Here is a 13,262-nt window from a genome sequence, read left to right as displayed (position 1 = left end):
GATGACGTACTCCACGTTGCGGCCCAGGATCGCATAGATGGGCGTGCGGCTCGGTGCGGCCGAGTCGATGCGCCCGATATTGACCACGCCAAAATCGCCGCTGATGCCGACGTAAGAGTTGCGGTAGACGGGCGAGCTTGACGCGCCGGTATCCGAAGAGATTCCCATCTCCAGGCCAAAGAGCGCTTTCAGCCCTCCCCCCAGGTCCTCGGTTCCCTTGGCTCCGAACCGGGACGCGTTGCCCGTGATGAGCGTCTGCGAGACCGAGCCGGTCTTCGAGTTCTCGAAGCTCGTATCCATCTTCCCGTAGATCGTCACCGTGCTTTGCGCCAGCGCAGTAACAGGGGTTATTGCACCGGCAGCAACCGCTGCCAGGCAGATCATCTTGTAATTCATTCCTCACTCCTCAAAGCTTTTATAGATAGCGGGAGATCAATCACCGCCGCGGGGGTATTCACGGGCAAAGTTCGCCCAGGCCTGAGAAGACATCGTCTTCAACAGGGCAGCAAATTCACAGGGCACAGGGTCGTGGACGTGCGCGTCAACCGTCTGGCTGCGGCATCGTGGTGGGGTGGTGAAGGTTCATGCGCGGCTATTCCAGAACAATCTTGTTGGCTTGGGCGACATCCTTGAAGAACCGGATGCGTTGAATGACTTCCTGCCGGTATTCGGCAGGGCGCACGTTCTCGGGCAGCATCGCGCCGCGTTTGCGCCAGGCTTCCAGCGTGTCCTTGTCGCGAAGAATGGTGCGCACCGCGTCGTAGAGCTTCTGGATGATGGCCTCGGGCGTCTTTGCCGGCGCTGCCAGCCCCGTCCATGACGTGAGGTTCAGGTCGGGCAGCTTGAGCTCGTCAAAGGTGGGAACGTCCGGCAACTGCGGCGCGCGCAGCGGCGAGGCGACGGCCAATGCGCGCAGGCTTCCGCTCTGCAGCATGGCCAGGTTGGAGGGCAGGTTGTTCCACGTCAGCTGAACCTGCCCCGAGAGCAGGTCCGTCAGTGCCGGTCCGGCGCCCCGGTAGGGAATGTGCGTGATGAACAGGCCCAGCTTCGACTTGAGCAGTTCCATGCTCAGGTGTGCCACCGAGCCATTGCCCGACGATGCGTAGTTCAATTTACCGGGGTTGGCCTTGGCGTAGCGTACAAATTCGGCAAAGGTCTTGACCGGGAGCTTGGCGCTGGCGACCAGCACGTTCGGCAGCCTGTCGATCAGCGTGATGTAGGCGAAATCGTTCACTGCGTCATAAGGCAGGTTGGGCGATACCGCGGGGTTGACTACATGGGTCGACTGCGAAGTGACGACCAGCGTATAGCCATCGGGCGCGGCCTTTGCAACAATGCCGGTGCCAATGGCGCCACCTGCGCCGGCCTTGTTGTCGATCACGACCGGTTGGCCCAGCAGCCTGCCCAGTTTGTCGGCGATAGCGCGCGCGGAGATGTCCACTGCTCCACCGGGCGGGAAGGGCACGATCAATGTGATGGGACGGCTCGGGTAAGCCTGCGGCTGGCTGAATGCCGGGCACGCTACCGCGCCCGCCGCACCGGCCGCTATGCCCAGGAATTTCCGACGGCTTGGGATGGTGATCATGCTGTGTCCTTGAGGTTGACGTGGCGTTTCGAGTGAGTGGTTTCTTCCCTGATGTGTCCCGCGATGGCCTGCAGCACCAGGTGAATGCGCTTCCTGAGTTCATGGAACTGCCGCTTTGGCTCGCGCGTCTTTTCGTCAAGGTAGAGCGCCCTGTTGATTTCGATCTGCAGGCTGTGCTGTCCGTGTGCGGGCCGGCCAAGAGTGCGCACCAGGTCTTGCCCCGCATAGGGGTCGTTCAGTGCGACGGTATAGCCTTGCCGCCTGAACTCCTCCCCGACGAAGTCCGCGAAAGCCGCGCTGCAGCTGGCGCCATGCAGGTTGCCCAGCACGATGTCGGCCAGCGGCTTGTCCGGCAACCCCAGGCGCACATACGCGTTGCTTGGCATGGAATGAAGGTTGAGGTGCCACCGTTCACCCTGCGGGGTGCTTGACTGGGCCAGCGCGTCCTCTAGCGCATGGCGATACGGCCGCCAGCAGCTTTCAATCCGGTGTTTGATTTCGCTGGCATGAAGCCGGCGGCTGTAGATCGGCTGTAGCGTCGGCGTCTTGCTGAACACCAGGCCGTTACCCAGCCGCAGGCAGGGTTGAGAAGGGGCCACCGGCTCAGCCCACTCGCCGTCCAGCATCGCAAGGTCGATGTCGTCCTCACTGCGGTTGGGGTCGATGTAGCTGCGCGGAAACGTCGCGTGCACCAGAGTCGCGCCGACCAGCGGCGCCGCGTCCCAAAGCTGCTCGATCAGCGTGTCCTCGCACTGCCGCAGTTGCTGCAATTCAATCGAGAAATCGAAGTCCTGCGGATAGTAGGTGCCGCTGTGCGGGGAGTCGCACACCAGTGCGATGGGATCAACGACGGGTCGGACGACCTTGACGGGTTCGGCGTGGGACATGGTTTGGCTCATGGCCGGCAGTTTGACGCCGCGAGTGCCGCGCGACAAACGACAATTTCAAAGCTGCTGATTAGATGATCTAATACGGTCATGAAATTCAAGTCGCCGTCGCTGGCTGAACTGCACGCGTTTCTCGGGGTCTGCCAATTGGGGAGTTTTCGCCGCGCGGCGGAGGTTCTTTCCGTCACGCAGGGCGCCGTCAGCCAGGCCATCCTGCGCCTTGAGCAAAGGCTGGGTTGCAGCCTGTTCGACCGCAACGCGACGGGCGTTGTGCCCACGGTCCGCGGGCGCGAATTCCAGAAGCTGGTTGAAACCCATGTCGCCGGGCTGGAGGCGGCCGTCACCCAGTTCGGCGGAGGGTCATCGCAACGCAAAGTGCGGGTGAGCGTCATACCAACCCTCGGAACGCGATGGCTGGTCCCCAGGCTCGCGCAATTCAAGTCCCTGAACCCCAATGTCGAGGTGGAGCTGCGCCAATTCCATTTCGACGAAGACTTCAAGCGCGACGACGTGGACCTGTGGATCGCGCTCAGGCGCCCGGGAAGAAGGTGGCCACGCGGTATCCGCGGATGCTATCTGCTGGGCAACGAGATCACGCCCGCATGCACACCCGCACTTGCGCGAAGCATTCAGCATCCGCGGGATCTCGCGGCGCATACCCTTCTTCATCACATCAACTACCCAGACAACTGGGCCGTGTGGATGGAGGGTGCAGGTTTAAAGCAGCCCAAGCCAGCATTGGGCCCGGGGTTCGATCTGGGCAACAACCTCATCGTCGCGGCATGCGCCGGCATGGGAGCCATCGTCATCCAGCCGTGCCTCATCGAGAGCGAACTCGAAAGCGGCAAGCTGGTCCTGCCCTTCGACACCCGGGTCCTGATCTCGCGCGGGTATTACCTTTGCCAACGATCCGCTGCCGCCCACAGCAATCGCGCCGTTGAAGCGTTTGCCTCATGGCTGCAAGAGCAGGCCGGCAACACGGCCGGCGCCTGACCTCTCCCAGGCGCTGCGATCAGGCTGCACCGGCCCCGTCCTCGCGGGCCGGCAGGCCCATGCCCTTGGGCAATCCCTCGCGCAGTGCTTCGATAAAGCGGCGCAACTTGGCCGGGTAAAAGTTCGAATAGGGGTAGATCAGGTAGACCGGCAGGGGCTCGGCACACCACTGCGGCGCCAGGTGTAGCAGCCTGCCATCGGCCACGTCGCCCGCCACCAGCCAGGTCGAAGCGATGCTTGCGCCCAGGCCCAGCAGCGTGGCGTTGCGCAGGGCAAACAGGCTGTCTGTGCCCAGGCGCGGCCGTATCGCAAAGCGGTGCTCTTCGCGGCGCTGGTCGGCATGGCGGCGGATCAGCGCCACCTCGTTGCGGTAGAAGGTTTGCAGCGCCAGCCAGGGCAGGGCCTGCAGATCGGCTGGATGCATCGGCAGCGGCTTGTCTTGGAGCAGGGAAGGTGCGGCCACCACGATGCGCCGGACTTCGGCAATCTTCACGGCCACCAGCGAAGGATCTTCCACCGCGCCCACGTGCACCGCGCAGTCGATGCCCTGCGTGATGAAGTCGGGTGTGCCGTCATGCAGCAGCCACTCCACCGTGACGCGCTCGTGGCGCCGCAAATAGTCGACCACCGGCCCCACCAGCTGCTGCTGGCCCAGCGCATGCGGTACCACCACGCGCAGCGTGCCTTCCGCCACTTCCTGGGTGCCGCGCAGGTCGGCCTCAAAAGCCCCCCAGTTGCCCAGCAGCTCCTTGGCACGGGCAAAGCAGCGCTCGCCGCCCTCCGTCAGTTTCATCGCGTGGGTGGAGCGCTGCAGCAGCTTCAGGCCCAGCGAACGTTCCAGCGCCTGAAGGCGCCGGCTGACTGTGGGTTGCGTGGCGTTCATCTGCGCTGCGGCGGCGGACAGGCTGCCCGCCTCCACGATGCGCACAAAGGTCTGCATGAGTTCGATCCGGTCCGGCGCGGTTTTCATGAGCTCTCCCAGGTTGCTTATGCGCTTTACGTATGACCATTGTGCCCAATAGCAGCCTTCACAGCGCAAAACCCCGCCTGCATACTCGCGTCCTGTCTCAAATCGGGATTTTCCTCATGACTTCTACAGCTAATACGCATGACCAAACCGGGCCCGGCTTGCCGTTCCCATTGATTCTCCTGCTCGCCACCGGTGCCGGCCTGGCCGCGGCTTCGCTCTATTACAGCCAGCCCATGCTGGCCTTGCTGCTTGCTGAATTCAAGTCCACCCCCGCCGCCATCGGCCTGGTGCCCACATTGACAACGCTCGGTTACGCGCTGGGCATCGGGCTACTCGCGCCGCTGGGCGACCGCTATGACCGCCGGTGCATCATCCTCGGCAAGGCCGCCGCTCTGGTGCTGGCGTTGCTGCTCGCCGCCGCCGCGCCGTCCGTGGCGGTGCTCGCACTGGCCAGCCTCGCGATCGGTCTTGCGGCCACGCTGGCACAAGACATCGTGCCGGCCGCCGCCACACTCGCACCCGAAGCCCAACGCGGCAAAACCGTGGGCACGGTGATGACCGGCCTGTTGCTGGGCATCCTGCTGTCGCGTGTGGTGGCCGGCGTCGTGGCTGAGCAGCTCGGCTGGCGCAGCATGTTCGTGGCCGCGGCCCTCAGCATCGCGCTGCTGGGCGTGGCGGTGTGGCGGCACCTGCCGCGCTTTGTACCCACCACGCAGCTGCCCTACCTGGCGTTGCTCGGCTCGCTGGCCACACTGTGGAAGCGCCACGGCGCGCTGCGCCGCGCGGCCGTCGCACAGGGCTTGATCAGCATCGGCTTCAGCGCCTTCTGGTCCACGCTGGCCATCATGCTGCACGCCGAGCCCTTCAACCTGGGCAGCGGCGCCGCCGGCGCCTTCGGCCTGGCCGGTGCCGCCGGTGCGCTAGCCGCGCCGCTGGCCGGTCGCATCGCCGACAGCAAAGGCCCTGAAGTCGTGACCCGGCTGGGCGCCGCGCTGGTGGTCGCGGCCTTCATCGCCATGGCCTGCGGGCCCAATCAGCTGTGGCTCATTGCGCTGGGTGCGGTGGTGTTTGACCTGGGCGCGCAGGCCACGCTGATTGCGCACCAGACCATCGTTTACGGCATTGAACCCGCCGCGCGGAGCCGGCTCAATGCGGTGCTGTTCATCGGCATGTTCAGCGGCATGGCCGGCGGTGCGTGGCTCGGCAGTGTTGTGCTGGCGCATGCCGGCTGGCAGGGCGTGTGCGTGATGGCCGCGGTGTCAGGTGCGGCAGCACTGGTGGTGCGGATGTGGCCTGCCAAAAAGTATGCGCCCTGTGCTGCCTGACGCTGAATATCGTTCCGGTACTTCGCCGCAAAAAAAGGCCTCGTGAGAGGCCTTTTTTCATTCACAAGACAACGCTCAGGCGGCCAGCTCTTCCCGCGTGTAATCCGTCGAAGCCGACAGCGCCTTCCACGTCTTTACCTCGGCCTCCACAAACGCATGCTTGTCTGCAATGACCTTCAGCGTGTCGGTGCCCATCGGCAGGCGCAGCGGTGGGGTGTCGGTCTCCACCAACTTCAACATTGCCTGCGCCAGGCGCAGTGGGTCGCCCGCCTGGTTGTGGTTGATCTCTTTGGCAGCGTCGCGCACCCTGCCCGCGCTTTGGGCGTAGTCGTCCAGGATACGTGGCGACACTGCCAGCGAGGCGTTGTCCAGGAAGTCGGTGCGGAAGTAACCCGGCTCCACGCTGGTGACGTGAATGCCCAGCGGCGCCAGTTCGCCATGCAGTGCTTCGGTCAGGCCTTCCACCGCAAACTTGGTCGAGCAGTACACGCCAAACCCCGGGCCGGACTGGTAACCGCCCAGCGACGAGATGTTGATGACGTGGCCGCTGCGGCGCGCACGCATGGTTGGCAGCACAGCGCGTGTCACGTTCAGCAGGCCGAACACATTGGTCTCGTACAGGCGCCGCACCTCGTCGCCGGTGGCTTCTTCCACCGCGCCCAGCAGGCCGTAGCCGGCGTTGTTGACCAGTACATCGATGCGGCCAAAACGCGCCAACGCGGCTTGCACGGCGGCCGCCGCCTGTGCTTCGTCGGTCACGTCCAGCGGCAATGCCAGGAGTGCATCGCTCGCGGGAAATCTTTTTTGCACCGAGGCGGCATCGCGCGAAGTCGCCACCACCGCATCGCCATGCGCCAACGCCGCTTCGGCAATGCGGGCGCCAATGCCGCGCGCCGCGCCGGTGATCATCCAGATACGTTTGAAGTCAGTCTTTGCATTCATGGTCTTGCCCCTAAAAAATGTTGCTGAGGAGGGCAATGTAGGTTTTTGATTGCGTGCTGAATAGATGGCAATTGGTGAGTTCATAATCAAGTTAATCGTGACAATCAGGGGCTTGCTTCCCGTAAAACCGCCAGGAGCCGCCATGGCCTTCAATGAATTGCGCGCCGTTTCCACTTTCGTCCGGGCCGCCGAACTCGGCAGCCTGCGCCAGGCCGCCGCTGCACAGGCGATCACGCCGCAGGCCGCCAGCCAGGCGCTGGTCCAGCTTGAACAGCACCTGGGCGTGCGCCTTTTTCACCGCACCACGCGCAGCCTGAGCCTCACCGAAGAAGGCGAGCAGTTCCTGCAGGCCGTGCAGCCCGGCCTTTCGACGCTGCAGCGAGCACTGCAGGGCGCCCGCCGCACGCGCGAAGAAATCGCCGGGCCGCTGCGCATCGTCGCGCCGCGCTCCATCATGCTCGAGGTGTTGTGGCCCGTGCTCGAGGAATACTGCCGCCGTTATCCGCAGGTGGATCCCGACATCCAGATGGACGACCGCATCGGCAACTGGGTGGAAGACCGCGTCGACGTCGGCTTTCGCGCCGGCGCGCCGCCCGCGGGCGGCATCATCTCGCGCCGCATCCTGCCGCTGCAACTGGTGGTGTGCGCGTCACCCGCCTACATCGCGCAGCATGGCGCGCCCCAGACCGTCGAAGACCTGGCCGGGCACCGCTGCACGGGCTTTCACCACACGGGCACCGGCAAGACCATGCCCTGGGAGTTCAAGGTGGGTGAAGAAGTGGTGGCCCGTACCGTCGCCGCGTCCTTCCTCACCAATGACGTGGACCTTGAAGCCCGCGCTGTCGTGGCCGGCCAGGCCATCGGCCAGCTGATCGGCGCCACCGCTGCGCCGCTGGTGCGCGCCGGCCGGCTGGTGCCGCTGCTGACGCGGCATGTCACCGAGCATCTGGGCCTTTATGTCTATTACGGCAGCCGCAACGCGCAGCCTGCCCGTGCGCGAGCCTTCATCGACCTGGCGGTGGAACGGCTGGTTGGCAACACGCAGTTCTACCTGGAGCCGCATGAATTGCGCCCGCATGCTATCGCGCGGAAAACGCGTCGCGCCCGCGCGGCCGGCTGACGCGCGGGTGTCGTGGCATCAGCGCCGCGCAGACATCTCTTTCTGTATCTTTCTTATCCATCGGTTTGCGCGCGGCCGTTTTCTTGGCGTCGCCTACAGCTGCGTTAGCTCATGGCTGACGCGCGGCGGGCCGATGTGGGAATAGATTGGGAGCCTGTACGGACGCATCAGGAAGAATAAAAAGTGTCAGCTATCCCGCGCCTTCGCTCCGCCTTTTTCACCGGCCTGGTGCTCGTGCTGATCGGAGGGGTGCTGGCCTTGCCGGGCATCTGGCTGGTGGTGCTGGGAGGCTCCTGGTATTACCTGGTGGCCGGCCTGGCTTTTGTATTGACGGGCGTACTGTTGATCCAGTACGGACCGATAGCGTTGTGGACCTACGCGCTCCTGCTGGTGGGCACGCTCGCATGGGCGTTGTCGGAAGGCGGGCTTGACTGGTGGCCGCTGGCTGCGCGGGGAGGTGTGCCATTTCTCATTGGCCTCTTTCTGCTGACCCCCATGCTTGCCCGTGCCATGCAGGCCGAAGTGCCGGGCCAATCCGGCGTGCGCGCCGGCCAGTGGGCGCTGGGTGCCGCGCTGGCGCTCTTCTTTATTGCGTCGGTGGCAACCTGGCTGCATGATGCCAACCGCGTGACGGGCATGCTGCCGTTGCCGCCCACCGGCGCATCGGCCGCGCGCACGGCTGATGCCGTACCTGCCGGCGAATGGCATGCCTACGGGCGTACCGGCCAGGGGCAGCGGTATTCGCCGCTCAGCCAGATCACCCCTGAGAACGTGGAAAACCTGGGGCTGGCGTGGCAGTACCGCACCGGTGACATGCGCGGCCAGCCTGGTGACCCGGCAGAAACCACCTTCGAGGTGACCCCGCTGAAAGTGGGCAACCGGCTTTTCCTGTGCACGCCGCATCAGTCCGTCATTGCGCTCGATGCCACCACCGGCGCGGAAGCCTGGCGTTTTAATCCCGAGATACAGAACAAGCTCGCACTGCAGCACCTGACTTGCCGCGGTCTGTCTTATCAGCCGCCTGTCGCTGCGACTGCGACAGCCGCCGCTAACTCCACCGACTGCCCGGCCAAACTGTTCATGCCCACGGCAGACGGCCGCGTGATTGCCCTGAACCCCGACACCGGAAAGGTCTGCCCCTCTTTCGGCGGCGGCAAGGGGCAGATCGATCTCTGGGCCGGCATGCCCAACGTCAAGCCCGGCGCTTACTACTCCACCTCGCCAGTGGTGGTGACATCAAAGCTCATCATCGTGGGCGGCACGGTGCTCGACAACGTTTCCACCAAAGAGCAGTCCGGCGTGATCCGCGCCTATGACATCAACACCGGCGCGCTGGTCTGGAACTGGGACTCCGGCAAGCCGGACGCCACCGCTCCGCTCGCGGCGGGGCAAACCTACACCGCCAATTCGCCCAACAGCTGGTCCGTTTCCAGCGTCGACGAAGCGTTGGGCATGGTCTATGTGCCGCTGGGCAACCAGCCGCCCGACCAGTGGGGCGGCCAGCGCAGCCCCGCGGTGGAAACGTATTCGTCGTCCGTCGTCGCGCTGGACCTGGCCACCGGCAAGGTGCGCTGGAACTTCCAGACCGTGCACCACGACTTGTGGGATTACGACGTGCCGGCCCAGCCCAGCCTGGTAGACCTTACCGTGGGCGGCAACCGGGTGCCCGCACTGGTCCAGCCCACCAAGCAGGGCGAGATCTTTGTGCTGGACCGCCGCACCGGCACGCCGCTTTTGCCTGTTGTGGAAACAGCGGCACCGCAGGGAGCCGCGCAGGGCGACCGCACCGCGCCCACCCAGCCGAACTCGGCGCTGTCGTTCAACCCGCCGCCGTTGACGGAGCGCGACATGTGGGGCGCCACCCTGTTCGACCAGCTCTATTGCCGCATTGCTTTTCACCGGCTGCGTTATGAGGGCCGCTTCACGCCGCCTTCCACGCAAGGCTCACTGATCTATCCTGGCAACTTCGGCGTGTTCAACTGGGGCGGCGTGGCGGTGGACCCGGAGCGGCAGATGGTCTTCGCCACGCCGACCTACCTGGCCTTTGTCTCCAAACTCGTGCCGCGCACGGACGACACCAGCCTCCTTGTGCAGGGCAAGGAGCGGCCCGAGGGCAGCCTGCCCTCGCTCAATGAAAACTTCGGTGCGCCCTTTGCTGTCAAGCTCAGCGCGTTTGTGTCGCCGCTGGGCATTCCGTGCCAGGCGCCGCCCTGGGGCTATGTAGCCGGCGCCGACCTGACCACGGGTGCGATTGCCTGGCAGCATAAAAACGGCACCGTGCGTGACCTGTCGCCTGTGCCCCTGCCCTTCCGCATGGGCGTGCCCAACCTGGGTGGGCCCCTGACCACAGCGGGCGGCGTCGCCTTCCTGTCCGGCACGCTGGACTACTACCTGCGCGCCTACGACGTGAACACCGGCAAGGAAATCTGGAAGAGCCGCCTGCCCGCCGGCGGCCAGGCCACACCCATGACCTACACCGGCACCGACGGCCGGCAATACCTGCTAGTAGTGGCCGGCGGTCATGGGTCACTGGGGACGCGTGCGGGGGACTATGTGCGGGCTTATGCGTTGCCGCGCTAGTTGAGCCGCTCCTATCCGGCCCGGCTCATGACTTCGGCAACCCAATCCACGAACACGCGCACGCGCGGCGACAGTTGCCGGTGGTGCGGGTACAGCACCGACACCGGCATGGGCGCGGGCCGGAAAGCGGCCAGCACTTCCACCAGTGTGCCCGCTCCAAGTTGCGCGGCCAGGTGGTAGCGCGGCACCTGGATAAAACCCAAGTGCGCGGCGCAGCAGGCTTTGTAGGCGTCGGCGTCCGTCACCGCGACCGGGCCCTTGAGCTGCACCTGACGCGGCGCGCCGTCCACGATGAAGTCAAAGGGCAGCGCCTTGCCGGTGCGGCTGGATAAAAAATTCACCGCGCGGTGGCCGCGCAGCGCCTCCAGCGTCTCGGGCGTGCCGTGTTTTGCCAGGTACTCGCGGCTCGCGCAGGTCACCTGCTCAAGTAGCGCCACGCGCCGCCCCACCATGCTCGACTCGGCCAGCTCGCCCACGCGCAGCACGCAGTCCACGCCCTCGCGCACCAGATCCACCAGCCGGTCGCCCATGCCGATCTCCAGCTCGATGTCCGGGTAGCGCTCAAAAAAATCACCAATCACCGGCAGCAAAAAATGCTTGGCCAGCGTGCCGTGCAAATCCACCCGCAGCTTGCCGCGCGGCTTGCTGCCCGTGTTGACAAAGGCCGACTCGGCTTCCTCCAGGTCGGTCAATAGGCGCAGGCAGCGCTCGTAATACGCCGCGCCGTCCTGCGTGGGGCTGACATGCCGCGTCGTGCGCTGCAACAGCCGCGCGCCCAGGCGTTTTTCAAGCTGCTGCACCGCATGCGTCACCGTGGCGCGCGGCAGCAGCAGGTCGTCGGCCGCCTTCGTAAAACTGCCCAGCTCGACGATGCGGGTGAACAGCTGCATCGAATGAAAACGGTCCATAACGCGTGCTTCTATTGTTGGTATTTATTGAACAATGATGGCAAGTTTACGGTATTTATCGTGTGTGGATTGAATAGAACAATACCTTCACTGGCTCACCAAAGGCGCACAACACACGCAGCACCCCGGGCGGTCAGAACCAACCCACTTTTAACCATCAGGAGTTTCAAATGACCGCTTTCAGCAACAACGCCACCCAGGTGGCCATCGTCACCGGCGCCTCGCGCGGCATAGGCGCGGCCGTCGCTCGGCGCTTGGCACAAGAGGGCTACGCCGTCGTCATCAACTATGCCGGCCAGGCTGAAGAAGCCCAGGCCGTTGTGCAGTCCATCATGGCCAGCGGCGGCCAGGCCGTTGCCGTGCAGGCCGACGTCGCCAGTTCCGCCGCCGTCACGCAGCTGTTCGATGACAGCATCCAGGCCTTTGGCCGCGTCGATGTGCTCATCAACAACGCCGGCATCATGCCGCCCAGCCTGCCGGCGCTGGCCGACACCGACGACGACACCTTTGACCGCCTCTTCGCCGTCAACGTCAAGGGCACATTCAACACCCTGCGCGAAGCCGCCGCGCGCCTGCAGCCCGGCGGGCGCATCGTCAACTTCTCGACCAGTGTGATCGGTCTGGCCCTGCCCGGCTACGCGGTCTACGGCGCCACCAAGAGCGCGGTGGAAACCTTCACCAACATCATGGCCAAAGAGCTGCGCGGCAAAAACATCCGCATCAACGCGATTGCTCCCGGCCCTACGGCCACTGCGCTTTTCCTCAACGGCAAAACGCCCGAGACGATTGAGCGCATGTCCAAGATGGCGCCGCTCGAACGCCTGGGCACGCCGGAGGACATCGCCAGTGCGGTTGCTTTCCTCGTGAGCGACAACGCGGCCTGGGTCAACGGCCAGACGTTGCGTGCGAATGGTGGCGTCGTCTAAGCGCACGTACTTCTCCAAGCCATCAAGCACTCTTTTCAAACCCTTTCCAGAAAGACACACATCATGAAATCCGTCATCCTGGTCACCGGTGCATCCACCGGCATCGGCCACCTCACCGTCCGCTCACTGGCCCAGGCCGGCCACACCGTCTACGCCAGCATGCGCGACATCCAGGGCCGCAACGCATCCAAGGTGCGCGAGCTGCGCGACTGGAGTTTTGCCAATGGTTTTGATTTGCGCGCTGTTGAACTCGATGTGCTGTCGCAGCCCTCGGTCGACGCCGCCGTGGCGCACATCGTGGCCGAGCAGGGCCGCCTCGACGTCATCGTGCACAACGCCGGCCACCTGGTGGTCGGCCCTGCCGAGGCCTACACGCCGGAAGAAATCATCAAGGTACTGGACACCAACTTCCTGGGCAGCCAGCGCGTGAACCGCGCGGTGTTGCCGGTGATGCGCAAGGCTGAAGCGGGCCTCGTGCTGTGGGTCAGCAGCAGCACGGTGCGCGGCGGCTTCCCGCCCTTCCTCGGCCCCTACGCCGCCGCGAAGGCCGCCATGGATTCGATGGCTGTGACCATGTCGTACGAGCTCGCCCGCTTCGGCATCGAGACTTCCATCGTCGTGCCCGGCGCCTTCACCAAAGGCACGGCGCACTTCCCCAGTGCTGGCAAGCCTGCTGACGATGCGACGACAGCCGCCTACGCCCGCTACGACGGCGTGATGGACAAAGTCGGCGAGCGCCTGTCGGCCTTGAGCCCCGATCACGCCAATCCGCAGGCCGTGGCTGACGACATCACCCGCATCGTGGGCCTGCCCGCCGGCACACGCCCCTTCCGCTCGGTGACCGACTTCATCGACGACGGCGCGGGCGAAGTCACCGTGGTGGCCGAACGCGTGCGCGAAGCGTTCGCCCACCGCATCGGCATCGCCGACATGCTCAAGCCCACGGTGCGCCGCACGGCTTGATGGCCTTCATCACACGGTCCGGCTTGAGCCCGGGCCGTGTGGTGCCTCTTCACCATTGATTTT

Annotated in this window: 12 protein-coding genes; 6 read left to right on the top strand and 6 right to left on the bottom strand. The window is 64.9% G+C overall.

The genetic code is table 11. The features are described 5' to 3' along the window. The 3 genes from AC1DY9_RS23130 to AC1DY9_RS23120 form a co-directional block, all read right to left on the bottom strand. The coding region (locus AC1DY9_RS23130) for a porin (RefSeq protein WP_477667765.1) at positions 1-396 on the bottom strand (396 nt) is incomplete at its 3' end. A gap of 196 nt (positions 397-592) precedes the next feature. Next, a complete protein-coding gene (locus AC1DY9_RS23125) occupies positions 593-1,585 on the bottom strand; it encodes a Bug family tripartite tricarboxylate transporter substrate binding protein (RefSeq protein ID WP_457281973.1) in 993 nt (330 codons plus the stop codon). Further along, positions 1,582-2,472 (bottom strand): N-formylglutamate amidohydrolase, encoded by an 891-nt coding sequence (locus AC1DY9_RS23120; RefSeq protein WP_457281974.1) that lies wholly within the window; start codon positions 2,470-2,472, stop codon positions 1,582-1,584. Before AC1DY9_RS23120 ends, AC1DY9_RS23125 begins: the two co-directional genes overlap by 4 nt. A gap of 90 nt (positions 2,473-2,562) precedes the next feature. Between AC1DY9_RS23120 and AC1DY9_RS23115 the strand changes: the two genes are divergently transcribed. Next, positions 2,563-3,465 (top strand): LysR substrate-binding domain-containing protein, encoded by a 903-nt coding sequence (locus tag AC1DY9_RS23115; protein WP_457281975.1) that lies wholly within the window; start codon positions 2,563-2,565, stop codon positions 3,463-3,465. 19 nt (positions 3,466-3,484) lie between these two features. Here the strand turns inward: AC1DY9_RS23115 and AC1DY9_RS23110 are convergent, their stop codons facing one another. Further along, on the bottom strand, positions 3,485-4,435 hold the full coding sequence (locus AC1DY9_RS23110; RefSeq protein ID WP_477667764.1) for a LysR family transcriptional regulator: 951 nt from the start codon (positions 4,433-4,435) through the stop codon (positions 3,485-3,487). 116 nt (positions 4,436-4,551) lie between these two features. Here AC1DY9_RS23110 and AC1DY9_RS23105 point away from each other — a divergent pair, with 116 nt between their 5' ends. Then, positions 4,552-5,760: an MFS transporter gene (locus AC1DY9_RS23105; RefSeq protein ID WP_477667763.1), complete on the top strand. Its 1,209-nt coding sequence runs from the start codon at positions 4,552-4,554 to the stop codon at positions 5,758-5,760. A 75-nt stretch (positions 5,761-5,835) separates the two neighbouring features. On the opposite strand, the gene AC1DY9_RS23100 is transcribed toward AC1DY9_RS23105, so the two are convergent. Next, positions 5,836-6,702, bottom strand: a complete 867-nt coding sequence (locus AC1DY9_RS23100; RefSeq protein ID WP_477667762.1) for an oxidoreductase — start codon at positions 6,700-6,702, stop codon at positions 5,836-5,838. 142 nt (positions 6,703-6,844) lie between these two features. Here AC1DY9_RS23100 and AC1DY9_RS23095 point away from each other — a divergent pair, with 142 nt between their 5' ends. Continuing rightward, positions 6,845-7,822, top strand: a complete 978-nt coding sequence (locus tag AC1DY9_RS23095; RefSeq protein ID WP_477667761.1) for a LysR family transcriptional regulator — start codon at positions 6,845-6,847, stop codon at positions 7,820-7,822. A gap of 183 nt (positions 7,823-8,005) precedes the next feature. Further along, positions 8,006-10,402 (top strand): glucose/quinate/shikimate family membrane-bound PQQ-dependent dehydrogenase, encoded by a 2,397-nt coding sequence (locus AC1DY9_RS23090; RefSeq protein ID WP_477667760.1) that lies wholly within the window; start codon positions 8,006-8,008, stop codon positions 10,400-10,402. Positions 10,403-10,413: 11 nt separating this feature from the next. Here AC1DY9_RS23090 and AC1DY9_RS23085 read toward each other — a convergent pair whose 3' ends face one another. Continuing rightward, positions 10,414-11,310 carry a LysR family transcriptional regulator gene (locus tag AC1DY9_RS23085; RefSeq protein WP_477667759.1) on the bottom strand — a complete coding sequence of 299 codons (897 nt, stop codon included), beginning with the start codon at positions 11,308-11,310 and terminating at the stop codon, positions 10,414-10,416. A gap of 170 nt (positions 11,311-11,480) precedes the next feature. On the opposite strand from AC1DY9_RS23085, the gene AC1DY9_RS23080 reads away from it, so the two are divergent. After that, positions 11,481-12,236, top strand: coding sequence for a glucose 1-dehydrogenase (locus AC1DY9_RS23080; RefSeq protein WP_457281982.1), 756 nt, complete (start codon positions 11,481-11,483; stop codon positions 12,234-12,236). A 63-nt stretch (positions 12,237-12,299) separates the two neighbouring features. Then, on the top strand, positions 12,300-13,199 hold the full coding sequence (locus tag AC1DY9_RS23075) for an SDR family oxidoreductase (protein WP_457281983.1): 900 nt from the start codon (positions 12,300-12,302) through the stop codon (positions 13,197-13,199). Positions 13,200-13,262 lie beyond the last annotated feature (63 nt).

The sequence above is a fragment of the Polaromonas sp. P1_F6 genome (assembly GCF_056405695.1).
This window is presented reverse-complemented; position numbering and strand designations above follow the sequence as displayed.

Coding starts and splice junctions, on each gene's coding strand:
- AC1DY9_RS23125 (WP_457281973.1), bottom strand. CDS start 1,585: ATGATCACCATCCCAAGCCGTCGGAAATTCCTGGGCATAGCGGCCGGT.
- AC1DY9_RS23120 (WP_457281974.1), bottom strand. CDS start 2,472: ATGTCCCACGCCGAACCCGTCAAGGTCGTCCGACCCGTCGTTGATCCC.
- AC1DY9_RS23115 (WP_457281975.1), top strand. CDS start 2,563: ATGAAATTCAAGTCGCCGTCGCTGGCTGAACTGCACGCGTTTCTCGGG.
- AC1DY9_RS23110 (WP_477667764.1), bottom strand. CDS start 4,435: ATGAAAACCGCGCCGGACCGGATCGAACTCATGCAGACCTTTGTGCGC.
- AC1DY9_RS23105 (WP_477667763.1), top strand. CDS start 4,552: ATGACTTCTACAGCTAATACGCATGACCAAACCGGGCCCGGCTTGCCG.
- AC1DY9_RS23100 (WP_477667762.1), bottom strand. CDS start 6,702: ATGAATGCAAAGACTGACTTCAAACGTATCTGGATGATCACCGGCGCG.
- AC1DY9_RS23095 (WP_477667761.1), top strand. CDS start 6,845: ATGGCCTTCAATGAATTGCGCGCCGTTTCCACTTTCGTCCGGGCCGCC.
- AC1DY9_RS23085 (WP_477667759.1), bottom strand. CDS start 11,310: ATGGACCGTTTTCATTCGATGCAGCTGTTCACCCGCATCGTCGAGCTG.
- AC1DY9_RS23080 (WP_457281982.1), top strand. CDS start 11,481: ATGACCGCTTTCAGCAACAACGCCACCCAGGTGGCCATCGTCACCGGC.
- AC1DY9_RS23075 (WP_457281983.1), top strand. CDS start 12,300: ATGAAATCCGTCATCCTGGTCACCGGTGCATCCACCGGCATCGGCCAC.